General features: G+C 71.1%; 30 protein-coding genes. 14 read left to right on the forward strand and 16 right to left on the reverse strand.

The annotated features are described in order from the left end of the window. Both AOK03_RS00815 and AOK03_RS00820 read left to right on the forward strand, forming a co-directional pair. Positions 1-622: MFS transporter (locus tag AOK03_RS00815; protein WP_482255600.1), on the forward strand; the 622-nt coding region annotated here is incomplete at its 5' end. Positions 623-735: 113 nt separating this feature from the next. Further along, positions 736-2,013, forward strand: coding sequence for an aspartate aminotransferase type Ic (locus tag AOK03_RS00820; RefSeq protein WP_055563143.1), 1,278 nt, complete (start codon positions 736-738; stop codon positions 2,011-2,013). A gap of 245 nt (positions 2,014-2,258) precedes the next feature. Here AOK03_RS00820 and AOK03_RS00825 read toward each other — a convergent pair whose 3' ends face one another. Beyond that, complete coding sequence (locus AOK03_RS00825) at positions 2,259-3,491, reverse strand: FAD-dependent monooxygenase (protein ID WP_055563144.1); 1,233 nt, start codon at positions 3,489-3,491, stop codon at positions 2,259-2,261. A 142-nt stretch (positions 3,492-3,633) separates the two neighbouring features. Between AOK03_RS00825 and AOK03_RS00830 the strand changes: the two genes are divergently transcribed. Next, the gene (locus AOK03_RS00830) at positions 3,634-4,239 is read left to right on the forward strand and encodes a TetR-like C-terminal domain-containing protein (RefSeq protein ID WP_063792392.1); all 606 of its coding nucleotides are present in this window, start codon (positions 3,634-3,636) and stop codon (positions 4,237-4,239) included. A gap of 49 nt (positions 4,240-4,288) precedes the next feature. Here the strand turns inward: AOK03_RS00830 and AOK03_RS00835 are convergent, their stop codons facing one another. The 4 genes from AOK03_RS00835 to AOK03_RS00850 form a co-directional block, all read right to left on the reverse strand. Then, positions 4,289-5,752 (reverse strand): PH domain-containing protein, encoded by a 1,464-nt coding sequence (locus AOK03_RS00835; RefSeq protein ID WP_055563169.1) that lies wholly within the window; start codon positions 5,750-5,752, stop codon positions 4,289-4,291. A gap of 104 nt (positions 5,753-5,856) precedes the next feature. Continuing rightward, positions 5,857-6,366 carry a PH domain-containing protein gene (locus AOK03_RS00840; RefSeq protein ID WP_055563146.1) on the reverse strand — a complete coding sequence of 170 codons (510 nt, stop codon included), beginning with the start codon at positions 6,364-6,366 and terminating at the stop codon, positions 5,857-5,859. A 54-nt stretch (positions 6,367-6,420) separates the two neighbouring features. After that, positions 6,421-7,098: an AIM24 family protein gene (locus AOK03_RS00845; protein WP_055563147.1), complete on the reverse strand. Its 678-nt coding sequence runs from the start codon at positions 7,096-7,098 to the stop codon at positions 6,421-6,423. Between the two features lie 14 nt (positions 7,099-7,112). Continuing rightward, the gene (locus AOK03_RS00850; RefSeq protein WP_055563148.1) at positions 7,113-7,685 is read right to left on the reverse strand and encodes a class I SAM-dependent methyltransferase; all 573 of its coding nucleotides are present in this window, start codon (positions 7,683-7,685) and stop codon (positions 7,113-7,115) included. Between the two features lie 281 nt (positions 7,686-7,966). Here AOK03_RS00850 and AOK03_RS00855 point away from each other — a divergent pair, with 281 nt between their 5' ends. Continuing rightward, positions 7,967-8,752, forward strand: coding sequence for a helix-turn-helix domain-containing protein (locus tag AOK03_RS00855; RefSeq protein ID WP_055563149.1), 786 nt, complete (start codon positions 7,967-7,969; stop codon positions 8,750-8,752). A 59-nt stretch (positions 8,753-8,811) separates the two neighbouring features. After that, positions 8,812-9,633 carry an isocitrate lyase/PEP mutase family protein gene (locus AOK03_RS00860; protein ID WP_055563150.1) on the forward strand — a complete coding sequence of 274 codons (822 nt, stop codon included), beginning with the start codon at positions 8,812-8,814 and terminating at the stop codon, positions 9,631-9,633. On the opposite strand, the gene AOK03_RS00865 is transcribed toward AOK03_RS00860, so the two are convergent. The 3 genes from AOK03_RS00865 to AOK03_RS00875 all read right to left on the reverse strand — a co-directional run bounded on the left by AOK03_RS00865 (position 9,627) and on the right by AOK03_RS00875 (position 11,212). Continuing rightward, positions 9,627-10,034, reverse strand: coding sequence for a hypothetical protein (locus tag AOK03_RS00865; protein WP_063792393.1), 408 nt, complete (start codon positions 10,032-10,034; stop codon positions 9,627-9,629). The two genes, AOK03_RS00860 and AOK03_RS00865, sit on opposite strands and share 7 nt — an antisense overlap. Before the next feature lie 117 nt (positions 10,035-10,151). Then, positions 10,152-10,397 carry a DUF397 domain-containing protein gene (locus AOK03_RS00870; protein ID WP_055563151.1) on the reverse strand — a complete coding sequence of 82 codons (246 nt, stop codon included), beginning with the start codon at positions 10,395-10,397 and terminating at the stop codon, positions 10,152-10,154. Then, positions 10,379-11,212 carry a helix-turn-helix domain-containing protein gene (locus AOK03_RS00875; RefSeq protein WP_055563152.1) on the reverse strand — a complete coding sequence of 278 codons (834 nt, stop codon included), beginning with the start codon at positions 11,210-11,212 and terminating at the stop codon, positions 10,379-10,381. Before AOK03_RS00875 ends, AOK03_RS00870 begins: the two co-directional genes overlap by 19 nt. 255 nt (positions 11,213-11,467) lie before the next feature. Here AOK03_RS00875 and AOK03_RS00880 point away from each other — a divergent pair, with 255 nt between their 5' ends. The 5 genes from AOK03_RS00880 to AOK03_RS00900 are packed head-to-tail and all read left to right on the forward strand — an operon-like array spanning position 11,468 to position 14,117. Beyond that, positions 11,468-11,695, forward strand: a complete 228-nt coding sequence (locus AOK03_RS00880; RefSeq protein ID WP_055563153.1) for a hypothetical protein — start codon at positions 11,468-11,470, stop codon at positions 11,693-11,695. Positions 11,696-11,741: 46 nt separating this feature from the next. After that, positions 11,742-12,044: a type II toxin-antitoxin system Phd/YefM family antitoxin gene (locus tag AOK03_RS00885; protein ID WP_055563154.1), complete on the forward strand. Its 303-nt coding sequence runs from the start codon at positions 11,742-11,744 to the stop codon at positions 12,042-12,044. Further along, entirely contained in the window at positions 12,037-12,489 is a 453-nt protein-coding gene (locus AOK03_RS00890; RefSeq protein WP_055563155.1) for a PIN domain-containing protein, read from the forward strand. Before AOK03_RS00885 ends, AOK03_RS00890 begins: the two co-directional genes overlap by 8 nt. A gap of 27 nt (positions 12,490-12,516) precedes the next feature. After that, positions 12,517-13,269, forward strand: a complete 753-nt coding sequence (gene recO, locus AOK03_RS00895; RefSeq protein ID WP_055563156.1) for a DNA repair protein RecO — start codon at positions 12,517-12,519, stop codon at positions 13,267-13,269. A 26-nt stretch (positions 13,270-13,295) separates the two neighbouring features. Continuing rightward, the gene (locus tag AOK03_RS00900) at positions 13,296-14,117 is read left to right on the forward strand and encodes an isoprenyl transferase (RefSeq protein ID WP_055563157.1); all 822 of its coding nucleotides are present in this window, start codon (positions 13,296-13,298) and stop codon (positions 14,115-14,117) included. A 99-nt stretch (positions 14,118-14,216) separates the two neighbouring features. On the opposite strand, the gene AOK03_RS00905 is transcribed toward AOK03_RS00900, so the two are convergent. Genes AOK03_RS00905 through AOK03_RS00920 form a run of 4 tightly spaced genes read right to left on the reverse strand, consistent with a single transcriptional unit; the run spans position 14,217 to position 17,379 of the window. Next, positions 14,217-14,672 carry a Fur family transcriptional regulator gene (locus tag AOK03_RS00905; protein ID WP_202456735.1) on the reverse strand — a complete coding sequence of 152 codons (456 nt, stop codon included), beginning with the start codon at positions 14,670-14,672 and terminating at the stop codon, positions 14,217-14,219. A 17-nt stretch (positions 14,673-14,689) separates the two neighbouring features. After that, entirely contained in the window at positions 14,690-15,580 is an 891-nt protein-coding gene (locus AOK03_RS00910) for a metal ABC transporter permease (RefSeq protein ID WP_055563159.1), read from the reverse strand. Between the two features lie 12 nt (positions 15,581-15,592). Further along, positions 15,593-16,375, reverse strand: a complete 783-nt coding sequence (locus tag AOK03_RS00915) for a metal ABC transporter ATP-binding protein (protein ID WP_055563160.1) — start codon at positions 16,373-16,375, stop codon at positions 15,593-15,595. A 32-nt stretch (positions 16,376-16,407) separates the two neighbouring features. Continuing rightward, positions 16,408-17,379 carry a metal ABC transporter substrate-binding protein gene (locus tag AOK03_RS00920; protein WP_055563161.1) on the reverse strand — a complete coding sequence of 324 codons (972 nt, stop codon included), beginning with the start codon at positions 17,377-17,379 and terminating at the stop codon, positions 16,408-16,410. A gap of 209 nt (positions 17,380-17,588) precedes the next feature. Here AOK03_RS00920 and AOK03_RS00925 point away from each other — a divergent pair, with 209 nt between their 5' ends. Both AOK03_RS00925 and AOK03_RS00930 read left to right on the forward strand, forming a co-directional pair. Further along, positions 17,589-18,971 (forward strand): glycine--tRNA ligase, encoded by a 1,383-nt coding sequence (locus AOK03_RS00925; protein ID WP_055563162.1) that lies wholly within the window; start codon positions 17,589-17,591, stop codon positions 18,969-18,971. A gap of 104 nt (positions 18,972-19,075) precedes the next feature. Further along, positions 19,076-19,288 carry a hypothetical protein gene (locus AOK03_RS00930; protein WP_055563163.1) on the forward strand — a complete coding sequence of 71 codons (213 nt, stop codon included), beginning with the start codon at positions 19,076-19,078 and terminating at the stop codon, positions 19,286-19,288. On the opposite strand, the gene AOK03_RS00935 is transcribed toward AOK03_RS00930, so the two are convergent. Next, complete coding sequence (locus AOK03_RS00935; protein ID WP_055563164.1) at positions 19,285-20,091, reverse strand: helix-turn-helix domain-containing protein; 807 nt, start codon at positions 20,089-20,091, stop codon at positions 19,285-19,287. The two genes, AOK03_RS00930 and AOK03_RS00935, sit on opposite strands and share 4 nt — an antisense overlap. Positions 20,092-20,175: 84 nt before the next feature. Here AOK03_RS00935 and AOK03_RS00940 point away from each other — a divergent pair, with 84 nt between their 5' ends. Both AOK03_RS00940 and AOK03_RS00945 read left to right on the forward strand, forming a co-directional pair. After that, positions 20,176-20,601, forward strand: coding sequence for a hypothetical protein (locus AOK03_RS00940; protein ID WP_055563165.1), 426 nt, complete (start codon positions 20,176-20,178; stop codon positions 20,599-20,601). 46 nt (positions 20,602-20,647) lie between these two features. Then, positions 20,648-21,298 (forward strand): class I SAM-dependent DNA methyltransferase, encoded by a 651-nt coding sequence (locus AOK03_RS00945; RefSeq protein ID WP_055563166.1) that lies wholly within the window; start codon positions 20,648-20,650, stop codon positions 21,296-21,298. A 41-nt stretch (positions 21,299-21,339) separates the two neighbouring features. Here AOK03_RS00945 and AOK03_RS00950 read toward each other — a convergent pair whose 3' ends face one another. From AOK03_RS00950 to AOK03_RS00960, 3 genes are all read right to left on the reverse strand, one after another. After that, a complete protein-coding gene (locus AOK03_RS00950; protein ID WP_208609474.1) occupies positions 21,340-22,197 on the reverse strand; it encodes a hypothetical protein in 858 nt (285 codons plus the stop codon). 809 nt (positions 22,198-23,006) lie between these two features. Beyond that, positions 23,007-23,594: a TetR/AcrR family transcriptional regulator gene (locus tag AOK03_RS00955; protein ID WP_055563167.1), complete on the reverse strand. Its 588-nt coding sequence runs from the start codon at positions 23,592-23,594 to the stop codon at positions 23,007-23,009. Between the two features lie 24 nt (positions 23,595-23,618). After that, positions 23,619-24,635: an aldo/keto reductase gene (locus AOK03_RS00960; protein WP_055563168.1), complete on the reverse strand. Its 1,017-nt coding sequence runs from the start codon at positions 24,633-24,635 to the stop codon at positions 23,619-23,621. Positions 24,636-24,692: the final 57 nt, after the last annotated feature.

Raw genomic sequence — 24,692 nt, forward strand, 5'->3', positions numbered from 1 at the left:
CACCGGCACTCACACCAACACCGGCACGGACACTCACACCAACACCGGCACTCACACCAACACCGGACAGCGTTTCCGGCGTGGGATTCTGCCCGTCGCCCCCTGGGTCTTCGCCGCCCCCAGTGTCGGCTTCGTGACGTTGCCCGGGCTGGTGCACGGAGGGCTCGTCTACACCGGAGTCGCCACCGCCCTCGTGCCCGGCACCGGGCTGATCGTGCAGCCCCTCGCGCGTCGCGTGGCGAAGCGGCACCGGCTGGCGACCGCCGTCGCGGGGCTGCTCGTCGTCGCCCTCGGCTTCGGCGCCGCCGCGCTCGCCGCCGGGACCGGGAACCCCGCCCTCGCGCTCGTCGCCGCCGTGATCCTCGGCGCCGGATACGGCTTCGTACTCACGTACGGGCTCACCGAGGTCGCCGTCCTCGCCCCGCCGCACCGGCTCGCCCGCCTCACCGCGTACTTCTGGACGGCCGCGTACGTCGGGATGTTCGCGCCGTACGTGGTGACGCTGTTGTCCGGCGCGGTGCCGCCCCCGGCCCTGCTCGGCACGGCGGCCGTCCTCGCGGCCCTCTCCGGTGTGCTCCTGATCACCCTCCACGCACGGCGTCCGAGCCCCCCGCGGGGGTAGCAGCGTGGCGGAGCCGCGGTCTCGCGGTGCGGTCGTGCGCGGCGCGTTTCCGTACCGGTTTGTATCCTCGGCAGGCTCCACCCACCGAAGACGCACCTGTGAGAGGCACCACGATGACCACCGAGCTGAGCCCCGACGCCCCGGCCCTGGACGGACTGCTCGAGCAGGCGCGCAAGGACTACGAAGCCCTCGTCGGGCGCGGGCTCTCCCTCGACCTGACCCGGGGCAAGCCCGCGCCCGAGCAGCTCGACCTCGCCGAGGACCTGCTGAGCCTGCCCGGCGGACGGCACACCGCGGCCGACGGCACCGACGTGCGCAACTACGGCGGGCTCCAGGGGCTGCCCGAGCTCCGGGAGATCTTCGCCGAGCTGCTGCAGGTGCCCGCGGGCCAGCTGCTCGCGCTCGGCAACTCCAGCCTGGAGCTGATGCACGACTGCCTCGTGCACGCCCTCCTCGGCGTGCTCCCCGGCGCCGAGTCCCGCTGGGCGGACCAGGAGCGCATCGCGTTCCTGTGCCCCGTGCCCGGCTACGACCGGCACTTCGGCCTCTGCGAGCGGTTCGGCATCGACATGATCCCCGTGCCGATGACGGCCGAGGGCCCCGACATGGACGAGGTCGAGCGGCTCGTCGCCGAGGACCCCGCGGTCAAGGGCATCTGGTGCGTGCCGAAGTACAGCAACCCCGACGGCGTCGTCTACAGCGACGAGACCGTGGCGCGCCTGGCCGCGATGCCGACCGCCGCCCCCGACTTCCGGATCTTCTGGGACAACGCGTACGCGGCCCACCACCTCACCGACGAGCCCGCCGAGATCGCGGACCTGCTCGCGGCCTGCGCCGCCGCCGGGCACGAGGACCGCACGTTCGTCTTCGGCTCCACCTCGAAGATCACCGCCGCGGGCGCGGGCGTCGCCTTCTTCGGCGCGTCGCCCGCCAACATCAAGTGGCTGCTGGCCAACAACCAGAAGCGGTCGATCGGCCCCGACAAGGTCAACCAGCTGCGCCACGTCATGTTCCTGAAGGACGCCGACGGCGTGCGCGCGCACATGGAGCGCCAGCGCGCCCTGCTGCAGCCCAAGTTCGAGACGGTCGCGCGGATCCTGGAGTCCGAGCTCGGCGGCACCGGCCTCGCGACCTGGACGTCCCCCAAGGGCGGCTACTTCGTGACCCTGGAGGTCCCGGACGGCTGCGCCAAGGAGGTCGTGCGCCGGGCCGCCGCGGCGGGCATCGTGCTGACCCCGGCCGGTGCGACGCACCCGCACGGCAACGACCCCCGCGACGCCGTCATCCGCGTGGCGCCCAGCTACCCGCGTCCCGAGGAGCTGGCGGAGGCCATCAAGGGCCTCACCACCTGCGTCCGCCTCGTCGGCTACGAGCAGCGGGCCGCCCGCTAGGGCCTGTCCGGCGGATCAGGGCGTGGGCCGCGGGCCCTGGCACGCCCGTCTGCGGCGTTGTCGTCGGTTGCCGACTCCCCCGAGCCCGAGACTCCGCTCGAGCTGGGGGCACCCCCATCGCGTTGCCGCCCTCCTCCGCCTTGCAGCTGCACGCACCAGACCCCGCTCACCGGCATCGGAAGGATGGCCGCCACTCTCATACGCCCTGATCCGCCGGACAGGCCCTGGGGCCCAGCCTGCCGGGCTCAGGTGGCCGGGCTCGGCCGGGGGTCTCCCACGGGGGTGCCCGTGCGGCCGTGCTCGGAGTCGGCGAAGGCCTTGCGGACGAGCGGGCGCGCCGCCTTCGACTGGAGTGCGCGCATCGCCAGCGCGTTGACCCGGATTCCCAGCGCGGACTTGGGCGCCATGGACGCGACCCGGCCGGGCAGGAGTTGCTGCGCCGACGCGGTCCTGGGCCGCATGGTCCGCTCGAAGGCGGTCAGCGCGGCGGGCGTCCGCGAGGTGTCGCCGGGTGCGCCCGCGGCGCGCAGCGCGGCCGCCAGCTCGGCGGCGCCGCGCAGGGCGAGAGCGGTGCCGAGTCCGCTGAGCGGGCTCGCGCACCAGGCGCTGTCGCCGAGCAGGACGATCCGCCCGGTGCTCCAGCACGGCACGTGCACCTGGTCGAAGGTGTCCAGCGCGAAGTCGTCGGCCTGCCGGGCCGCGGCCAGGAATTCGGCGGTGCGCCAGCCGACCCCGGCGAACGTCCGCTCCAGCAGGGCGAACTGGGCCGCGCGGTCGTGCCGCGAGGGCAGCGTGTCGGCGGCGAAGGTCAGGCCGACCTCCTGCTGCCCGGGGTGGCCGGGACGGGCCTCGACGGCTCGGCGGCCGGGTGCGTTGTGGGTCAGGAACCAGCCGTCGAGGGGCGGCGTCCCGGGCCGCTCGGTGAGGGTGAACCAGGCGTGGGCCAGGCCGAGGGGCCTGCGATAGTCCTCCTCCGGTCCGAACCGCAGCGCGCGGACCCGTGAGTGCGCGCCGTCGGCGCCGACCACCAGGTCGAACGTCTCCTCCGCGCCGCTGCGGAAGCGGGCGAGCACCCCTGTCCCGGTGTCCTTCAGCGCCTCCACGGTCTCGCCGAACCGGTGCGTCACGCCCGGCCCGGCCGCCTCGTGGATGATCCGGGCGAGGTCCGTGCGCAGCAGCTCCTCACGGGACACGTAACCGCGCCCGTCGAACGCCTCCACCGGCATCTCGGCGAGACGCCGCTCCCGCGCGTCGATCCAGGCCGCGCCGCGCTGCTCCACCAGGCAGTCCAGCGCCTGCCGGAGCAGTCCCGCGCGCTCGAGGACCTCCCGGCTGTCGCCGCGCAGGTCGACGGTCTGGCCGCCCGTGCGCAGGGCCGGCGCGATCTCCGCGACGGTGACCGTCCAGCCGTCCCTCTCCATGAGCAGCGCGAGTGTGTCCCCCGCGATTCCAGCGCCGACGACGAGTGCGTGAGCCACGACATCCTCCGGTTCCGCTTCTGCTTCAGCTTCGATCGCAGGGGTGCCTCATGGGTCCTCGACACGCCTCATGCGAATGTTTCGCATTTAGAGTAGGCCTCTCGGTCGTCCTAATGCAAGAGTTTCGCGATAGAGTGAAGTGGTGACGCAAGCATCAGGGACAGCCCGCCCCGGCGGCCGTACCGCCCGCACCCGTGAGGCCGTGCGCGCGGCCACCCGCGAGCTGCTGGCCGAATCGGCCGACGGCACCGTCGACATCGCGGAGGTCTCGGCCCGCTCGGGCGTCCACCTCGCCACCGTCTACCGCCGCTGGCGCAGCGCCGACGGCCTGATCGTCGACGCGGTGGTGGACGAGCTGGGCAGCCGTTCGCCGTTGCCCGCCACCGGCGACCTGCGGGCCGATCTGCACGCCTGGATCACCAACCTGCTCGGCGACCTGACCAGGCCCGGCCATCTGGCCTTCTTCCGGGCCCTGCTCCGGGCCGGCGGCGAGGGGCAGGACACGCGGAGCTTCGCCGAGCCTCGTATCCAGCAGATCCAGGCCACCCTGGACGCCGCCGGTGCCACCGTGCTGACCTGGACGGACATCTTCGAACTGGTGCTGGCACCGGCCTATGTGCGGGCGCTGCTGGCCCTGCCGATGGACCCGGCGACCGAGGCCGTGCGGCTGGTCGACAACGTGCTGGCGGTCCGGGCGGCGCGCGAGCGCGCAGCAGCCGACGACGACGCGGCAGACGGGCTCGCCTGACCCCGTGCTCCGTGCCCCGTGACCCGCGCCGTGATCCGCCGGGCAGGCCCTAGTCGCCCCGGTGTTCGAGGAACGGAGTGAGCAGTCCCGGCACTGCTCGCTCCGCGAACTCCAGCCCCGCCGCTTCCCCCACGTCGTACGCCGCGTACGCCTGCGCGCCCGCGGCCGTCGTCGCGCTCAGCGTCACCAGGCCCGCCCGGCGCTGCAGCACGGACTGCTTGACGGTCCAGCCGATGACCCCGCCGCGCCGCAGCGCCACCGTGGAGCGGCGCAGGGTCCCGGACCGCACGACCAGATAGTCGGCGTCGAGCGCGTGCCCCAGGCTGCGGTACGCGTCGCAGGCGAGCGCCACCGCGACCGGCACCAGCACCACCGCCGTGCCCGCCCCCAGATACGTGAGCACCCGCACGCCGAGAAGCGCCCCGAGCAGCAGCAGGACCAGCGCGGGCGCCAGCGCCGCCGACACCGCCCACCGGATCCGGCGGGACCGCGCCGCCCGCGGGTGCGGTGCCAGCGCCGTCGCCGTGGGCGTCACCGGCTCCCGCAGCACCTGCGCCGCCACCTCGTCGGCGAGCCGTCGCGGCGCGGCGGGCAGCAGCGTGCTCGGCCCCGCCTGGTCCTCCTCGTCGCGCCGGGACAGGCCCGTGGCGACCGCGTCCACGCGGGCCGCGCCCGACAGCCGCAGCCCCAGCGGCTCCACCACGTCGACACCGCGCAGCCGCGCCTCCTCCAGGGAGACCGAACGGGTCGTGAAGAGCCCGCGCCGCACCCGCAGCGTCCCGCCGGGCTCCCGTTCCAGGCGGTAGTTCCACCACATCTCGATCCACAGCCCGAGCGCCCCCACCGACCCGGCGGCAAGACCCACCGCGATCAGTGCGAGCACCATGCCCGTCACGGACATCCCGCGGAACACGTCACCCACCCACTCGATGACCTCCTCCTGCACCCCGAACCACTCACTGACCTGCATCACCGCCCCGCCCGCCGCGGCGGCGAGCGCGGAGGTGACGAAGGACAGCGGGGCGTACCGGATCCAGCGCGGGTCGAGGGCGGCTAGGGTGCCTTGCGCGTCCGACGCGCCGCCCGTCGCCGCCCGGCTCAGCAGCTCGCGCCGCAGCCGTTCGCCCTCCGCCCGGCGGACGGGCCGGAGTTCGAGGGTGGCCTCCTGGCCCGCGCTCTGCTCGCCGGTGCCTATGCGGACCTCCACCAGGCCGAGGAGGCGCAGCAGCGGATGGGCGACGAGGTCGACGGAGCGGATGCGGTCCCGGCTCAGGGAGCGGTGCTTGGCGAAGAGGATGCCGCTGCGCAGCTCGGCCCGGTCGGGGCCGACGCGGTAGCGGCTGTGGCGCAGCCGGAGCGCGTCGAGGCCGACGCCGCTCGCGATCAGGAGCAGGCTCAGGCCCACCGCCCAGGCGATCACGGGTCCCATGGGCACCCAGCCCTGGAAGCTGAGGGTGATCGGCACGCCGACGGCGGTCACCACACCGCCCGTCATCTGGACGGTGACGAGCAGCGAACGCCGGTCGAGCCGCCGCCAGTCGGCGTCCTCCCCGGCCTCCGGGCCGGGGTCGGGACGTGCGCCGGGGTCGGTCGTCGACTCCGCGGCCGCGACCCCGCTCACGTCGCGTCCCCCGGCGTCGCCTGGGTGACGAGAGCGAGCCGCTCGGCGAGTTCCGCGGCGGTCGCGTGGTCGAGCCCCTTGACCTTCAGGGCGCCCCTGGCGGACGCCGTGGTGACGGTCACCGTGGTCAGCCCGAAGATCCGCTGGACGGGCCCGCGCATCGTGTCGACGGTCTGCAGCCGCGACATCGGCGCGATCCGGCCCTCCATCCAGAAGAACCCGGTCCGCACGTACACCGCGTCGTCGGTGACCTCCCAGCGGTGGACCTTGTACCACCACAGCGGCAGCAGCACCCCGACGAGCAGCCCCGGCACCGCGATGACCACGGCGGGCAGCAGCAGCCAGAAGCGGGCCGGCGCGATGAGGGCGCCGAGCAGGCCGAGGACGGCCACGGGGGCGGCCACCGTCAGCAGCAGCTGCGTGCGCCACCAGGCGACGGCGCGGCGGTCCAGGGAATGGCGCGGCGGACGCAACCGCGGACTCTGGTCTCCTCGGTCAAGAACCATGAGACGAAAGGTACTTGTCGCCGCTCGAGGCCTGCTCAGCGCGGTGGTGCGCGGTCAGTGCTGCTGCGCCTTCTGCGGCGTCGCCTCGCTCGGCCGCACGATGACGTGCCCCTCGCCCTCCAGTTTCAGCTGCACGGCCTCGCCGGAGCCGCCGCGGATCATCGAGCCGATCGACTGCGAGCGGTGCAGGGACGTGGTGAGGTGGGCGGTCCAGCCGACGACCGCGTCCGTGTCGACGTACACGGGCTCCTGCGGCGAGACCGGGATCACCAGCGGTGTGCCCTCACACACCAGGCCGAGGCGGCCCGCGCCCGTGAAGACGCTGTTGAACAGGCCGCCGCCGGTCATGCCCGCGCCCTTCACGGTCTTGATCTCGTACGAGAGGGTCGCGTCGAAACAGAGGACGTTGCGGCCGTTGACGGTGAGGACGTCGCCGGGCTCCACGTCGACGATGAAGCAGTTCTGCGCCTCGTGCGCGAACCACGCCTCGCCCTGGCCGCGCACGGCCATCAGCGGCAGCCCTTCGCCGGTCACCGCCCGCTTGAGCATGCCGCCGACGCCCTGGCCCTTCCGCTCGAACTGGAGGTTGCCGCGGTAGGCGATCATCGCGCCCTGCCGGGCGTGCATCTCACCGTTCACCGCATACTTGATGGACTTGGCGCTCTGCAGGGTCATGCCGGGTACGTGGGCGGGCTGGGCCATGTGGTCGCTGGAGAACAAGTCACTCTTCATGCCCACATTTTGAGCTACGCCTTGTGTGCGCGGAAGCGCATGCCCCCCGATTCCGGGTGCAGTTCGGCGGTGGCCTCCGCGAAGCCCGCCTTCTTGAGACGGCCGGGGAGTTCCACCGGGTCCACCGTGTTCATGATGTCCCCGATGTGCAGCTCGTCGAGCTCGCGGCTCGGCTGGCTGTCGCTGCCCGCGAAGACGCCGCCGGGGCGCAGCACGCGGAACGCCTCGGCGAAGATGCGGTCCTGGAGGGCGTCCGTCGGCACGTGGTGCAGCATCGTGAAGCCGACGACCGCGGAGTACGAGGCGTCGGGCAGTGGCATCCGCGACGCGTCCGCGTGCAGGATGCGGGCCCGGTCGCCCCAGTCGCGCTCCAGGAGCCGGGCGGTCGCCTCGTCGATCTCGATCGCGGTGAGCCGGGGGACGAGGTCGACGAGCACGCGGAGGTTGGCGGCGTATCCGGGCCCGATCTCCACGACGTCGTCGCCCAGTTCGACGTCTGCCAGCGCCCAGGGCAGGATGCGGTCCTTGACGGTCTGCGCCCACTCGTCGGAGCTGCACAGTTCTCGGTGTGCTTCGTTCATCGGCATACGGCGACGCTAGGGCCTGTCCGGCGGATCATGGCGCGGGTCGCGGCGCCTGGCACGCCCATCCGCGGTGTTGTCGTCGGTTGTCAACTCCCCCCTGCTCGAGACTTCGCTCGAGCAGGGGGACCCCCATCGCGTTGCCGCCCTCCTCCGCCTTGCAGCTGCACGCACCAGACCCCGCTCACCGGCACCGCAAGGCGGTCGCCACACTCCCGCGCCCTGATCCGCCGGACAGACCCTAGGCCGGGCCCACCCGTGTCCGCCACGGGCTGGGCTGCCGTCCCATGCCGCGAACCGGACACGCCCCGAACCTCGGTCCTCACCCGGGTCCCGGCACCGCGATCTTCATCGGCGACTTCGCGATGCCGCGCGGCCGCGCCTTCTGGACCCACGTCCACCCGGTGCACCAACTCGCTTGGGCGGCAACGGGGTTGCTGCGCGTGCGCGCCGAGCAGGGCACCTGGATGCTGCCGCCGTCCCTCGCCCTGTGGATACCCGCCGCGCTGCCCCACGCGACGGAGGCGGAGGGCGACACCGTGATGCGCAGCCCCTACGTCGACCCCACGCACTGCCCCGCCGAGAGCGTCTGGACCGAGCCGACCGTGCTGGAGGTCGGCCCTCTCCCACGCGCCCTGATCGACCACTTGGTGCGCGACGACCTCCCCGCGGACGCTCGCTCGCTCGCCGAGGCCGTTCTCCTCGACGTGCTGCGCCCCGTCCCCGTGGCGACCGTCTCGGTGACCGAGCCGGATGACCAGCGGGCCCGCACGGTGGCGCGGTCGCTGGCCGCGGACCCCGCCGACGACCGGACCCTCCAGGAGTGGGGGAGCGAAGTCGGCGCCTCGGAGCGGACGCTGGCCCGGCTCTTCGCCGCCGAGACCGGACTCGCCTTCGGCCAGTGGCGCAAACGGCTGCGCATGCGCGCCGCGATGCCGCTCCTCGCCGAGGGCCTGCCGGTCGAGGCGGTGGCCCGGCGCGTCGGCTACGCGTCGGCCAGTTCGTTCGTCGCCGCCTTCCACCGGGTCGTCGGACTCACGCCCCGGCAGTACATTCCCGTCCGCGAGGGGTGACGCGACCCGCCGCGCACGCTTCGGTCCGCGCCGAAGCGTCGCGCCCGTACGGTCGTGTCATGACACTTCGGTACGAGGAGTTCCGCGACCTGCACCACCGCGCAGGGGTGCCTCTGGTCCTGCCCAACGCCTGGGACCGCGCGTCGGCCGCCGCGCTGGCCGCCGCGGGGTTCCGTGCGATCGGGACGACCAGCCTGGGCGTGGCCGCCGCCGCGGGGCTGCCGGACGGGACGGGTGCCGCCCGCGCCGAGACCGTACGGCTCGCCCGTGGGCTGGCCTGCACCGACGCCCTCGTCACCGTCGACATCGAGGGCGGTTTCAGCGACCGGCCCGAGGAAGTCGCTGCCCTAGTGGGGGAGTTGGCGGACGTCGGTGTCGTCGGCGTGAACATCGAGGACGGCCGCCCCGACGGCACCCTGCGCGACGCGGCGCACCAGAGCGAGATCCTCCACGCCGTACGGGAGGCGGTGTCCGGGCGCCTCTTCGTCAACGCCCGCACGGACACCTACTGGCTGCCGGATGCCGGGCAGGCGGCGCGCACGTGGGAACGGCTCGCCGCCTACCGACGGGCGGGTGCCGACGGAGTGTTCGTGCCCGGACTGCGGGATGTGCACGCCACCGCGGAACTGGCCGCGGGGCTCGACGTCCCGCTGAACGTGCTGCACGCGCCGGACGGTCCCTCCGTCGCCGAGTTCGCCGCCGCGGGCGTCCGGCGGATCAGCACCGGTTCGCTGCTGTTCCGCGCGGCGCTGGGTGCGGCGGTGGCGGCGGCCCGGTCGGTGGCCCGGGGCGTCCCGGTACCGGCCCGCGTCCCGTCGTACGCCGAGACGCAGGCCCTGTCCGACGCGGCCGCCCCAGGGAGGTCGGCCCCGGGTCAGTAGGCGACCTTGCCCGTTCCGTCATTGCCGCCGGAGAACTCCAGGTAGAACTCCCACCCGTTCGGCACTCGGTCGTCGAGCACCTTCCACTGGCCCGCCTTGGCGTACTGGTAGTCCCCGCAGCCGTGGCGGTAGCAGATCTTCACGTGCCGGTTGTAGTTCACCTTGATGTTGATGTCCGCGCAGTTGCTGGTGGTCCTGGCCCAGGCGGTACCGGCCGGCCAGATCGCCGTGGTGCCGTTGCCCTCGGCCTTGTAGTTCTTCGCGCTGCCGTAGCAGGACTGGATCTGGGCCCCGGCCTTCGGCGCGTCGGCGCTCGCCGTCGCGGCGGTCGCGGCGGCCATTCCTCCCCCGAGCATGACGGCGGTCAGAGCGATCGGAGCGATGCGTGAACGTATGCGCACGAGTTTTCCCCGTTTCATCCGTGGTCGTCGGCGTGGTCGCCGACGAGCGGAGAAGTTACGCGGGGGCGGGGTGGGGCACGTCAACCCACGGGTGTCGATGAGGGGTAAACCTGGGCGTCAGCGGGGTGTGGGGTAAACCAGGGCGGCAGCGGACTTCGAGGACAGGGGCGCCGCCCAGCCGACGAACGTGGACCACGCGGCTGCGCCGATGAGCAGGGCAGGGCCCTGCGGGACGTTCTTGCTGTCCCGCACCGGGACGACACCGGTGACTCCGTCGGCGACCTCGACGCAGTTGTCACTCTCATCGCCGCTGCTGTAGCTGCTCTTGCGCCAGCGGGCGGTACTCAGGTCGTACTCGTGCATCGCTTGTAGTCCTCCGACACCGACTCGATCAGGGCGAGGGACGCCTCCGGGGACAGCGCGACGGCCCTGAGCAGATCGTAGGACGCCTGTACTCGCTTAACCACTGTCGGCTCATCGAGCAGGCTCGACGAATGCACGCCCTCCGTATAGATGGTTGGCGGCGCGTCCTCGAACTCCATGAGCTTCATCATCTTGCCCATCCTCGGGTGCGCCCCAGCGGCGAACGGGAGCACCTGAAGCAACACCCTGCGTTCGCGCATCATCGTGCCGAGGTAGGCGAGCTGGGCGGCCATCGTGGCGGAGCTGTCCACAGGGATGAGCAGCGCGGTCTCGTGCACGATCACCCAGTACACCGGGCGCGTGGCGTCCTTGAGGATTGCTGCGCGGTCCATGCGGGACCTGAGCAGATCTTCGATGTACTCGTCCGTCGCGAACGGGTTACTTGCGGCGAAGAGCCCTCGGGCGTACTCGGGGGTCTGCAGCAACCCGGGGATCAGTGCCGGTTCGAACTCGCAGATCTTCGTCGCCAGCCGTTCCAACTCCGCCGCGTGCGCGAAGTACTCCGTAAATGGTTGGTCCTTGATTAGCTTGCGCCACAACCGTTCGAAAAAGCCATCGGTTTGTAGCACCTCATCAATACGTTGAGCCACATCCAACTGGGGTTTTCGAATGGCCTGCTCGAACTGGCCGATGTAGCCCCCGGAAACGAATACCCGGAGCCCCAGCGCCGACTGGCTGAGCCCCGCGTCCTCGCGCCTCCGCTTCAGCTCCGCGCCGAAGAACTCCCACGCCGCCTGCCTCGAACCATTGGCCATGGCCAACCGCCTCCCCCTGCCCCGCAGTTGTAGCGGACAGACTCCTGCCGAGTGTAGGTGGCGTGCGTCACCGTAGGGGCGAGAAGAGTGAAATTCGGAGGCAAAGGGGAGCCACGTGAAGGCGGACGGAGAGAAGAATGCAGTGGCATGTATCGAACAGGCGGTGGACACCGTGAAGGAATTGCGCGCCGCACTCGCGCGGGTGGGAATTGTCTTGCCGTCATTGAGGATCGACACCGCGCTGAGGAGTGCGCCATGAACCTTCCGCCGAACCTGCCCGTCGGGGCGTACGTCGTGGACACCCGGAGCGGCCGCGTGGGCCGGGTGATGGGTCACGAGGGGCCGTACGTCCAGCTGCGCCCCTACGGAGGAGGCCGCGAGTGGGACTGCGCCCCGGAGGCCGTCCGCACCGCGACGACCGCGGAGCGGCTGCGCGCGGCGACGGCGTACGCGAACGCACGGAGCCGGGGCGAGGTGCCTTGACGTTCGCGGACGGGTCGGGATGTAGAACGAGTAGTACGCTGGAATCATGGCCGGCGACACAGAGAGCAGTAATGACGTCCCTCTGCGCGAACTCAACCAGCAGACGTCCCGAGTCATGGCCCGCGTGGAGGCGGGCGAGACGGTGACGATCACCAAGGACGGCGTGCCGATAGGGGACATCGTGCCGAGGGGCGGCCATCTGGGGCCGCCTTCTTACCCGTTCCGCACGGATCCGATGGGCCCGCTCGACCTTCCGGACCTCGAAGGTCCGGCGCTCACGGACGACGAGATCGACGACGTCTTGCGCGGCATGGGCAGTACGGGCGGTATGGGGGCGACGGATGTCTGAGGTCCCCGTGGCGATCGCGGACACCAACGCCCTGTATCGCCTGTTCACGCCGAAGGATCCGCGTCATGCGGCGCACAGGGCGGCGCTCGCCCACGTCGGGCACCTCGTCGTCTCGCCCATGGTGCTCACCGAGCTCGACTACCTGCTGACCGAGAGAGTGGGGGCGCGGGCGTCCATGACGGCCCTCGACTTCATCGCTCGCCAGGCCGAAGCTCGCCGCTTCGAGATCCCGGACACGGCTCCGCATCTGCGCGGAGCCATGGCGGTGATGCGCGGGTACGGCGATGCGGCGGGCGGCAAGGGTGTCGGTCTGGCGGATGCCATGAACGTGGCCCTCGCGGCCGCCTTCCGGACCGCCGACATGCTGACCTCCGACGTGCACTTCCGGATGATGCGCCCGTTGACGGCGCGCGGGGCGTTCCGATTGCTCCCCGACGACTTGTGAGGTCGATCCGTACGCGAGAATGGGCCCATGAGCCTGTTCCGCGACGACGGCATCGTGCTGCGCACCCAGAAGCTGGGTGAAGCGGACCGCATCATCACGTTGCTCACGCGCGGTCACGGACGCGTGCGGGCCGTGGCGCGCGGAGTGCGGCGGACGAAGTCGAAGTTCGGGGCCAGGCTGGAGCCGTTCTCGCACGTCGACGTGCAGTTCTTCGCGCGGGGGAGCGAACTGGTCGGGCGTGGACTGCCGTTGTGCACGCAGAGTGAGACCATCGCTCCGTACGGTGGCGGCATCGTCACGGACTACGCGCGCTACACGGCCGGGACGGCCATGCTGGAGACCGCCGAGCGGTTCACGGACCACGAGGGCGAGCCCGCGGTGCAGCAGTACCTGCTGCTCGTCGGCGCGCTGCGCGTCCTGTCCCGCGGCGAACACGAGCCCCACCTCGTCCTCGACGCCTTCCTGCTGCGCTCCCTGGCCGTGAACGGCTACGCGCCGAGCTTCACGGACTGCGCGAAATGCGGCATGCCGGGACCGAACCGCTTTTTCTCCGTCGCGGCGGGCGGCTCGATTTGCGTCGACTGCCGGGTGCCCGGCAGCGTCGTCCCGTCGGCGGAGACGCTCACGCTTCTCGGCGCGCTGCTCACCGGCGACTGGGAGACGGCGGACGCGTGCGAGGCGCGGCACGCCAGGGAGGGCAGCGGGCTTGTTTCCGCCTATCTGCACTGGCACCTGGAGCGCGGACTGCGCTCATTGCGGTACGTAGAGAAAAGTACGTGAACAGCTAGGTAGGAGAGAGACCCCCCATGGCACGACGCGGAATCCTCGGACGGTCCCGCCGCGAGTACCAGCTGCCCGAGCCCCACCCCTCGGGCGCGCGACCGCCGAAGATCCCCGGCGAGCTGGTCCCGCAGCACGTGGCGATCGTCATGGACGGCAACGGACGCTGGGCGAAGGACCGCGGCCTGCCGCGCACCGAGGGCCACAAGGTCGGCGCCGAGCGCGTCCTCGACGTACTGCAGGGCAGCATCGAGATGGGCGTCGGGGCGATCTCGCTCTACGCCTTCTCCACCGAGAACTGGAAGCGGTCGCCGGAAGAAGTGAAGTTCCTGATGAACTTCAACCGCGACTTCATCCGCAAGACCCGCGACCAGCTGGACAGCCTGGGCGTGCGGGTGCGCTGGGTGGGGCGGATGCCCAAGCTGTGGAAGTCGGTCGCCAAGGAGCTGGAGATCTCCCAGGAGCAGACCAAGGACAACGACAAGCTGACCCTGTACTTCTGCATGAACTACGGCGGCCGCGCCGAGATCGCGGACGCGGCCCAGGCCCTCGCGGAGGACGTGAAGGCGGGGCGGCTCAACCCGTCCAAGGTCAACGAGAAGACGTTCGCGAAGTACCTGTACTACGCGGACATGCCGGACGTCGACCTCTTCCTCCGCCCGAGCGGCGAGCAGCGCACCTCCAACTACCTCCTCTGGCAGAGCGCCTACGCCGAGATGGTCTTCCAGGACGTCCTGTGGCCGGACTTCGACCGGCGCGACCTGTGGCGCGCCTGCCTCGAATACGCCTCGCGCGACCGGCGCTTCGGCGGGGCGATCCCGAACGAGGAGCAGATCGCCAACAGTTAGAGACGTCCGTACGCGAGTACGCGAGTACGCGAGTACGCGAAAGGGGCCCGCACCGTCAGGACGACGGTGCGGGCCCCTCTCTCGTACGCACGCGTACGACTACTTGTTCGCGCACTCCTGGCACGTGCCGAAGATCTCCACCGTGTGCGCCACGTTCACGAAGCCGTGCTCCGAGGCGATCGCCTCGGCCCACTTCTCGACCGCGGGACCCTCGACCTCGACGGCCTTGCCGCAGACGCGGCAGACCAGGTGGTGATGGTGGTCGCCGGTCGAACAGCGGCGGTAGACCGTCTCGCCCTCGCTGGTGCGCAGGGCGTCGACCTCGCCGGCGTCGGCCAGGGACTGGAGGGTGCGGTAGACCGTGGTCAGACCGACCGAGTCGCCCTTGTGCTTGAGCATGTCGTGCAGCTCCTGCGCACTGCGGAACTCGTCCACGTCGTCGAGTGCCGCGGCCACCGCCGCACGCTGGCGGGTCGACCTGCCTCGAACCGGGGCTCCCACGGTTGCCTCCTCGCGTCTGCGCTCTGGTCTGGGCCTGCCGGGCCATTGTGCCAGGTCGGCCTGGACGCAGGTCAGGTCTTGGCCACCGGCTGGGCCGGTACCGAGCACTCCGCGGGATCACCGGCCGCCTCCGCCGCGGCCGCCGCCCGCGCCCTGCGCCTGGCCAGCGGCGTCGCGAGGACCGTGAGGGCGATGAAGACGCCGATGGTGAGCAGCACGATCGTCGCGCCGGGCGGCACGTCCTGGTAGTACGACGTGACGGTGCCGCCGAGCGTCACGGCGATGCCGATCGCCACCGACACCGCGAAGGTCACCGCGAAGCTCCGGGTGAGCTGCTGGGCGGCCGCCACCGGCACCACCATCAGCGCGGAGACCAGGAGCAGGCCCACGACGCGCATGGCGACGGTCACGGTGACCGCCGCGGTCACCGCCGTCAGCAGGTTCAGGGCGCGGACCGGGAGGCCCGTGACGCGCGCGAACTCCTCGTCCTGGCTGACCGCGAAGAGCTGGCGGCGCAGGCCCACCGTGACCAGGACCACAAAGGCGGCGAGCAGGCAGATCGCCGAGACGTCCTCCTCGGAGACCGTCGAGAGCGAGCCGAAGAGGTACGACTGCAGGTTGGCGTTCGAGCCGCCGGGGGCGAGGTTGATGAACATGACGCCGCCCGCCATGCCGCCGTAGAACAGCATCGCCAGGGCGATGTCGCCGCGCGTCTTGCCGTACCAGCGGATCAGCTCCATGACGACGGCGCCGACGATCGCCACCGCCGTCGCCATCCACACGGGCGACGTCGACAGGAGGAAGCCGAGGCCGACGCCGGTCATCGCGACGTGGCCGATGCCGTCGCCCATCAGGGCCTGGCGGCGCTGGACGAGGTAGATGCCGACGGCGGGCGCGGTGATGCCGACCAGGACGGCGGCGAGCAGGGCCCGCTGCATGAAGGCGTAGTCGAGGAGTTCCATCGCCGTGGTCCTTTAGGTGAGCAGGCCGGTACGGACCGGCTCCGCGTCGGCGGTGTGCGGGTGGACGTGGTCGTGGCCGGGCAGCGCGTGCTGGCCCACCGCGCGCGGCGGCGGGCCGTCGTGCAGGACGCAGCCGTCGCGCAGGACCACGGCACGGTCGATCAGGGGCTCCAGGGGGCCGAGCTCGTGCAGGACGAGCAGCACGGAGGCGCCGCCCGCGACCTGCTGGCGCAGGGTGGCCGCGAGGACCTCCTGGCTGGCCAGGTCGACGCCCGCCATCGGCTCGTCCATGATCAGCAGCTCCGGCTCGGAGGCCAGCGCGCGGGCGATGAGGACCCGCTGGTGCTGCCCGCCGGAGAGCGCGTTGACGGAGTCCTTGGCGCGGTCGGCGAGGCCCACCAGGTCGATGGCGCGGGCGACGGCCGCGCGGTCGGCCTTGCGCATGATCCCGAGCCGGGCCCGGGAGAGCCGCCCGGAGGAGACGACCTCCGTGATGGTGGCGGGGACGCCGCCCGCGGCGGTGGTGCGCTGCGGGACGTACCCGACGCGGGCCCAGTCGCGGAAGCGGCGGCGCGGGGTGCCGAAGATCTCGACCTCGCCGCCGGTGACGGGGACCTGCCCTATGACCGTGCGTACGGCCGTGGACTTGCCCGAGCCGTTGGCGCCGAGGAGGGCGACGACCTCGCCGCGCCCCACGGTGAGGTCGATGCCGCGCAGCACGGGGCGCGAGCCGAGCTCGGCCGTCACCTTGCGCAGGGATATGACGGCTTCGCCCGTGTCGTCGTGCTCGCTCATGGTTCGTCCCTCCGTAGCCGCGGGGGTGGGGATCACTTGGCGCCCAGGGCCTTCTGCAGGGCCTTGAGGTTGGACTCCATGACCTGGATGTAGTCCTCGCCCTTGGACTTCTCGGTGATGCCCTCGATCGGGTCGAGCACGTCGGTCTTCAGCCCGGCGTCCTTCGCGAGGGTCTTCGCCGTCTTGTCGCTGACGAGCGTCTCGTAGAAGACGGTGGTGACGCCGTCGGCCTTCGCCATCTTCTGGAGGTCCTTGATGCGCTTGGCGCTCGGCTCGGCCTCGGGGTCGAGGCCGCTGATGGCCTCCTCGGTGAGGCCGTAGCGCTCGGCGAGGTAGCCGAAGGCGGCGTGGGTGGTGATGAAGGTCTTGGACTTGGTGTCCTTCAGGCCGTCCTTGAAGGACTTGTCCAGGCCACCGAGCTTCTTCACGAGCTTCGCGGTGTTCTTCTCGTACGTCTTCGCGTTGTCCGGGTCGGCCTTCTCCAGGGCCTTGCCGACGCCCTCGGCGACCTCGGCGTACTTCACCGGGTCGAGCCAGATGTGGGGGTCGGCGCCTTCGTGGGAGTGGTCGTGGTCGTGGCCTTCGTGCCCCTCCTCCTCGTGCTCCTCGGCGTGCCCGCCGACCTCGTTGCCGTGCTTCTCCGTGCTGGTCAGCGACGCGGCGTCGACCTTGGTCTTGATGCCGGACTGGTCGATGGCGTCGTCGACGGCGGGCTGCAGGCCCTTGAGGTAGAGGGCGACGTCGGACTCCTCCAGCTCGCCGCGCTGGCGGGCGGAGACGTCGAGGTCGTGCGGCTCCTGGCCGGGCTCGGTGAGCGTGGTGACGGAGACGTGGTCGCCGCCGATCTGCTCCGCGAGGTACTGCATGGGGTAGAACGACGCCACGACGTCCAGCTTGCCGTCCTTGTCGTCCGCGGCGGAGCTGGAGCAGGCGGTCAGCGCCGTGAGGCCGAGGACCGTGGCGGAGGCGAGGGCGGCGGTGGGTATGAGGCGTCGTACGTTCATGACACTCATTTTCAACAAATGTGGAAACGATTGTCAACAAGGCCTCCGCGGGGGCCACCGCGAGGGCTCCGTGAGGGCGTGCGCGGGGACGTGTGCGGGGAACCGATTTGATTAGGGGGGTAAGGCCGCCGGTAACCTGAAGCATTCGCTCCCGAAGCCGCTGCTCCGGCAGCACTTGCTTCGTCCGCCGTCGTAATGAAGAGAGCACCGTGGCCGCCGACAAGATCGACACCATCGTCAGCCTCAGCAAGCGCCGTGGCTTCGTTTTCCCCTGCAGTGAGATCTACGGCGGTCAGCGCGCCGCCTGGGACTACGGACCGCTGGGCGTCGAGCTGAAGGAGAACCTCAAGCGCCAGTGGTGGCGCTACATGGTCACCTCGCGCGAGGACGTTGTCGGCATCGACTCCTCGGTGATCCTGGCGAGCGAGGTCTGGCAGGCCTCCGGCCACGTCGCGACCTTCTCCGACCCGCTCACCGAGTGCCTCTCCTGTCACAAGCGCCACCGCGCCGACCACCTGGAAGAGGCCTACGAGGCCAAGCACAACCGCCCGCCGGCCAACGGCCTCGCGGACGTCAACTGCCCCAACTGCGGCACCAAGGGCCAGTTCACCGAGCCCAAGCAGTTCTCCGGCATGCTCGCCACGCACCTCGGCCCCACGCAGGACAGCGGCTCCGTCGCCTATCTGCGCCCCGAGACCGCGCAGGGCATCTTCACCAACTTCGCCCAGGTCCAGCAGACCTCGCGCCGCAAGCCGCCGTTCGGCATCGCGCAGATGGGCAAGTCCTTCCGCAACGAGATCACGCCCGGCAACTTCATCTTCCGGACCCGCGAGTTCGAGCAGATGGAGATGGAGTTCTTCGTCAAGCCGGGCGAGGACGAGAAGTGGCAGGAGTACTGGATGGAGCAGCGCTGGAACTGGTACACCGGCCTGGGCCTGCGCGAGGAGAACATGCGGTGGTACGAGCACCCGAAGGAGAAGCTCTCCCACTACTCCAAGCGCACCGCTGACATCGAGTACCGCTTCCAGTTCGGCGGCAGTGAGTGGGGCGAGCTGGAGGGCGTCGCCAACCGCACGGACTACGACCTGTCGGCGCACTCCAAGGCGTCCGGCCAGGACCTGTCGTACTTCGACCAGGAGGCCGGCGAGCGCTGGACCCCCTACGTCATCGAGCCCGCGGCGGGCGTCGGCCGCACCATGCTCGCCTTCCTCCTCGACTCGTACATCGAGGACGAGGCCCCCAACGCCAAGGGCAAGCTGGAGAAGCGCACGGTCATGCGCTTCGACCACCGCATCGCCCCGGTGAAGGTCGCGGTCCTGCCCCTGTCGCGGAACCCGGAGCTGTCCCCGAAGGCCAAGGGCCTCGCCACGGCCCTGCGCCAGAACTGGAACATCGAGTTCGACGACGCGGGCGCCATCGGCCGCCGCTACCGCCGCCAGGACGAGATCGGCACGCCGTACTGCGTGACGGTCGACTTCGACACCCTCGACGACAACGCGGTGACGGTGCGCGAGCGCGACACCATGAAGCAGGAGCGCGTGTCCCTCGACCAGATCGAGGGCTACCTCGCGACGCGCCTCGTGGGCTGCTGACGCTCGGCAGGCCGCTCGTCGGCTCGCGCGTGCGCTGAGACAAGCCACGGGAAGCCCCCGGTTCCGGGTTATGGAACCGGGGGCTTCTGTGCACACTGTGGCGCATGCTTCCAAAGACCACGAGCAAGGTCAGGCGCTGGGACCAGCACGGGCGCGAGCACGTCGTCGAGGTCCAGAAGGTGGGTGTGCAACGGCAGTTGAGCTGCGGGACCTGCGGATGGAGCAGGAAGGCGCAGTTCCTGCCGTGGCTCAAGGCGGAGGAACACCTGACGGAGGAGCATCAGGCCACGGTGGATCCGTCGGCTCCGGCGTCCTAGCGCGGCGAGGGGGCGTGGGGCGTCTGCACGAGGATCGACGTGTCCTGGGGCTGCGGGGTGAGCAGCAGTGTCATGCCGTACGTCCGCGGGGTGCGCTCGCCCTCCGGGACGAGTTCGACGCTCCGTGAGGCGAAGTCGCCCACCGAACGGCACGCCCACCAGGCCGCCAGGTCGGGCCGCACGGAGTCGAGTCGTCCGGTGAGCCGCCGGAAGCTCTCGTCCTCGGGGCTGCGGTCCGCGCGGGTGCGCACGTGCCGGTAGAGCTCCGTGGCGACGGGCTCCCAGCCGGGCAGCACGCGCTGGTGCCGTTCGTCGCCGACGAGCAGGAGCAGCAGATTGCGCCGCTCCTCGGGATGGTCGGCGGGGTCGGGCCACACGGCGGTGTACGCGCGGTTCCAGGCGAGGATGTCCAGGGCGGGGCCGAGCAGCAGCGCCGGGCTGTCGGGCCAACTGTCCAGCATGGCGCGGAGGTCCGGGTCGTACGGGGCGGGCCGGTCCGCGGCGACGGGGGCGAACCCGGCGAGGGCGAGGGCGTGCCGGTGGGCGGCGTCGTCGAGGCGCAGGGCACGGGCGACGGCGTCGAGCACCTGCCGGGAGGTGTCCACGCGCCCCTGCTCCAGCCAGGTGTACCAGGCCACGGAGACGCCGGACAGCGCGGCCACCTCCTCGCGGCGCAGCCCCGACGTGCGCCTGCGGGAGGTCTGCGGCAACCCCACGTCACCGGGGGGTAGGTGCTCGCGGTGGGCGCGCAGAAAGCCGCCGAGACGCAGGCGGAGGTCGGTGCTCGCTGTCGTGGTCGCCATGGTCCCAGCGTATGGCTATGACCTGGGGTCACCCCCATGGATGCCTGTCTGGCCGGGGCAGTCGTGGAGGACGAGGCTGGTCCCATGACTGAGACCCCGACGATGTGGCGCCGCCGCAACGACTCCACGGACCTGCCCGAGCCCCGCCCCCTCATCCGCGTCTACACAGGCCCCGGCACGCTGGACGCCGTGGCGGCCTCCTACGAGCGCCTGCTCGCCACGGAGCGGGACATGTGGTTCACGTACCCCGAGAAGAACCTCGCCCTGGCAGTGGTCGGCGCCTTCCTCCTCATCGAGGGCACGGAGGAGACCCTTGCCCCGTTCCGCGCGACGCACGGCACGCTGCTCGTGGACTCGGCCCAGAAGTACCTGGACCGCCTGGCGGCGGAAGGCGCGACCGTCACGGACCCTTTGATCAAGGTCCCCACGGGCTCGGGCTTCACGGCCCGCCACCGGGACGGCACGATCATCGAGTACGTGGAGCACAGGCCGACGGAGGAGGGGCTGTAGGGCCCGGCGGGGGTGACTGTCAGAGGCACCCCCTAGGGTCCCGCCCGTGACCACTCCTACTCCTTCCACCTACCTCACCGACACGGCGGACGCCTACGACGCGATCGCCACGGTGTACGCCGGGATGGCCCGGGACGACCTCCACGGCCCGTCCCTGGACCGCTCGATGATCACGGCGTTCGCCGACCACGTAAGGGCCGCCGGGCCCGGCACGGTCGCGGAACTGGGCTGCGGCCCGGGCCCGGTGACGGCCCTCCTCCGTGACCTGGGCCTGGATGCCTTCGGCGTCGACCTGTCCCCGGCGATGATCGGCCTGGCCCGCGAGGCCCATCCGGACATCCGCTTCGAGGTCGGCTCCATGGACGCCCTGGACCTGCCGGACGCGGCCCTGTCCGGCATCGTGTCCTGGTACTCGGTGATCCACACGCCACCACGGGAACTGCCGCCGTACTTCGCGGAGTTCCACCGCCTCCTGTCCCCCGGCGGCCACCTCCTCCTCGCCTTCTTCGAATCGGAGGGCGCCCCGCTCACCCCCTTCGACCACAAGGTGACGACGGCCTACCGCTGGCCGATCGACGACCTCGCGGGCCTGGCCCGCGAGGCGGGCTTCACCGAACTGGGCCGCATGCTGCGGGAGCCGGGGGAGGGGGAGCGGTTCCGCAGGGGCCACCTGCTGATGCGAAGGGAGAAGGACTGAACGGCGTCCGCAAGAGGGGGCGCTGCCTTCCTTCTGGAGGATCAGACCGAAGGGGAGGGACACCGGCCCGGTGCTCCCTCGCCTTCGGGCGGCCTCGGCGTTCCCGACGCGATCTGGGTGGGTGCGGAAGAAGTTCCCGACCTCATTTCGATGCGAATGTCGTCGCTGTCCTTCAGGACATACGTCGATTTCTCCCGGCTCCATCCGATGGGCAGCAGGTAGTACCGGTGGTCGCGTTCGATCAGCAGTCGAAGATTGGTGTATCGATAGCGGAAGTGCGTGCCTTTCCCCAGGTCTTTGACGCAAGGTCCTGGAGGAGCGAAGTTCAACGGCTCGGTACTCAGCAGAATCACACTGACCCGGCGAACCAGCCGTTGTGTGTCCTGGCGGGCATCCGCGCTCCCCAGGTCCGCGGCCACCAGGGCCGTCGTCCAGATCAGGCAGAGACCGGCGATCATGAGGGACGCGGCGAACCTCCATACCGGTTCGCGCGGTCGGCCCGCGGGAAACGCCGGGCGCATGCGCCCCAGCAGCACTCCGGTTGCCACGAGGAGTGGCGCCACCCACGCGAAGGGCTGGACCCGGGACCACAGCACCATCAACAGTGCTCCGGCAGCAATGAACGCAGAGTGGGCCCTCGCTGTCATGCGCCCCAACTCCACCGCCTTTCCCATGTACCGTTCGGGAACCCGCAGGAAGCGCAGAAGGCGCGGAACGGTCGGCAGCAGCAGCGCCACGGTCAGGATTTCGAAGACGGGCATAGTGGCGAGCCGGAGGCTTCGGATCACCAGTTCGTCGGGACTGAACCCCATGGCGAAGTTGTCCAGATGAAAGTATCCGAAGTATGCGTTGGTGTAGATGTAGCCCGTGTACAGCATCAGCACACCGATGAATGCCACGGTCCCCACAGCAGAGTTGAAGAGTTCCAGATTGGGGCTGCTGTCTTCTGCGGGAGCGGGAGCGGGAGCAGGAGGGGCTGACGGGTACCTGACGCGGGCAGGAGGGCCGCCGCGCCGCCGGTTGCGGAGGGCGCCCACCCTGTCAGCTGCCGAGGTCGTTGCGCTGCTGACCGTCGGGCGGTGCCGAACACGTGGCGCCTGGCGGTGGCGTCGGCTCACAGGACTTGGGCGGCGGAGTCGACGCCGGACGGTTGACGAGACCGGGGTCGGTGGTGTTGAAGGAGCCGGAGTCCTGCGGCTCCGGCTCCAAGGGCGGGATGCCGAGATCGCCGCCCTCGCCTTCCTGACCGTCGCCGCTCTCGCCTTCCTGACCGGCGGAGGGAGCGCCTTCCTGCCCACTGGGGATGACTTCCTGCCCAGGGGAAGGGCTTCCCGCCGCACCGCTGCTGCCGCCCGGCGTGCCCGGTGGGAGCTGTCCGCCAGGAGTGCCGTCTCGTCCGCTCTGATCAGGAGTCGCCTGCCAGGGCGTCTCGGCCTCCTGTGCTGAGGCGACGCCTGTCGGGGCTCCGCCGGGCGGCTCGTCCGAGAAGTGACACGCAGTGAGGCCCGAAGCCGCAATCGTCGCGAAGGCGAGTGCGGCGCCGCACCTCGCCATCTGAGATCCCCGCATCTGTGCCCCTGGTGCCCGCTGACTCATCGTGCTGTGAGACCAGAGGTTCCCACCGCAGGCAGGTGGTGCGTGCCTGTTGAGTCCGAACTACGAAGGTTGATGCAGAGGAGCGCTACGTCCCACTGCTTACCAGGGTCGTTCAGGCCCGCAGGCCGCGCAGGGTCAGTTCGAGTACTGCCTCGAAGGCCGTCCCGATGCCGGGGCGGGACCAGTGGGGCGCGTAGCACGGGTCGTGGAAGCGGGACGTGGCGTCGAAGACGGCGCGGGCCGAGAGCGCGGGGTCCGAGGAGGTGAACTCGCCCGCTGTCACGCCCTCTTGGACGATCGCCGTCAGCTGGCCGGTGAGGTCCGCGATGTGGGCGTCGACCACGTCGCTGTTCTCGTCGACCAGCACCGAGTACGTGGCGAAGAGCTCGGGGTCGTCGCCCGCCTTGTGCTGCTTCGCCTCGAAGAGGCCCGCCAGCCAGTGGCGGAGCTTCTCCGCGGGCGGCTCGGTGCCGGTGACGATCGTCGCGAGCGACTGCGACGTACGGTCCAGCCAGCGCCGCGTCACCGCGCCGCGCAGCTCCGCCTTCGTGCGGAAGTGGCGGTACACCGTGCCGTGGCTCACCCCGAGGGCGCGGGCCACGTCGACCACCGTGGCCTTGGCCGCGCCGTGCCTGCGCAGCACCTCCTCGGTCGCTTCGAGGATGCGCTCGGGGGTCAGGGGCGCCGCGGTTGCTGCCATGGCTAGACCGTACCCGGGGACGGATCAGTGCTCGCTGTCGAGGTGTGCCATCTGGGAGTCCGGGTAGCGCGCGCCGGCCGCCGCACCCGCGGGGACCGCCGCCTCGATCGCCGCGAGGTCCGCCTCGTCGAGCGTCACGTCCAGCGCGCCGAGCGCCTCGGCCAGCCGGTCCCTGCGGCGGGCGCCGACCAGCGGCACGATGGCCGCGTCGTGCCGCGGCCCCTGCGCGAGCACCCAGGCGATGGCGGTCTGCGCGACGCTGACGCCCTTCTGCTCGGCGATCTTGCGCAGCGCGTCGACCAGGTCGAGGTTGCGGTCGAGGTTCTCGCCCTGGAAGCGGGGGCTCATCGAGCGGAAGTCGTTCGCGGCGAGCTTGCGGTCACGGGTGAAGTGGCCGGAGATCAGGCCGCGCGAGAGCACCCCGTACGCCGTCACGCCGATGCCGAGCTCGGCGGCCGTCGGCAGGATCTCCGCCTCGATGCCGCGCGAGATGAGGGAGTACTCGATCTGCAGGTCGGAGATCGGGGCGGTGGCGGCGGCCCTGCGGAGGGTGTCGGCGCCGACCTCGGAGAGGCCGATGTGCCGGACGTGGCCCTTCTCGACCAGTTCGGCGATGGCGCCGACGGTCTCCTCGACCGGGACGTCGGGGTCGAGGCGGGCGATGCGGTACACGTCGATGTGGTCGACGCCGAGGCGCTGGAGGGAGTACGCGGCGAAGTTCCTGACCGCGGCCGGGCGGCCGTCGTAACCCGACCAGCCGCCGTCCGGGTCGCGCAGGGCGCCGAACTTGACGCTGGTCAGTGCCTGTTCGCGGCGGGCGGCCGGGGCGGAGCGCAGGGCTTCGCCGATCAGCATTTCGTTGTGCCCCATGGCGTAGAAGTCGCCGGTGTCCAGGAGCGTGACGCCCGCTTCGAGGGCGGCGTGGATCGTCGCGATGGACTCCGTGCGGTCCGCTTCCCCGTAGAGCGCGGACATGCCCATGCAGCCGAGGCCGAGGGCGGAGGTCTGGGGGCCGGTGTTTCCGAGAGTGAGAGTGCGCATGCCTCCACCATGACATGACAGATGACAGATTTCAATATCTGTCATCTGTCATGTCAT

It is taken from the genome of Streptomyces atriruber, from assembly GCF_001418325.1.
Classification (GTDB): domain Bacteria; phylum Actinomycetota; class Actinomycetes; order Streptomycetales; family Streptomycetaceae; genus Streptomyces; species Streptomyces atriruber.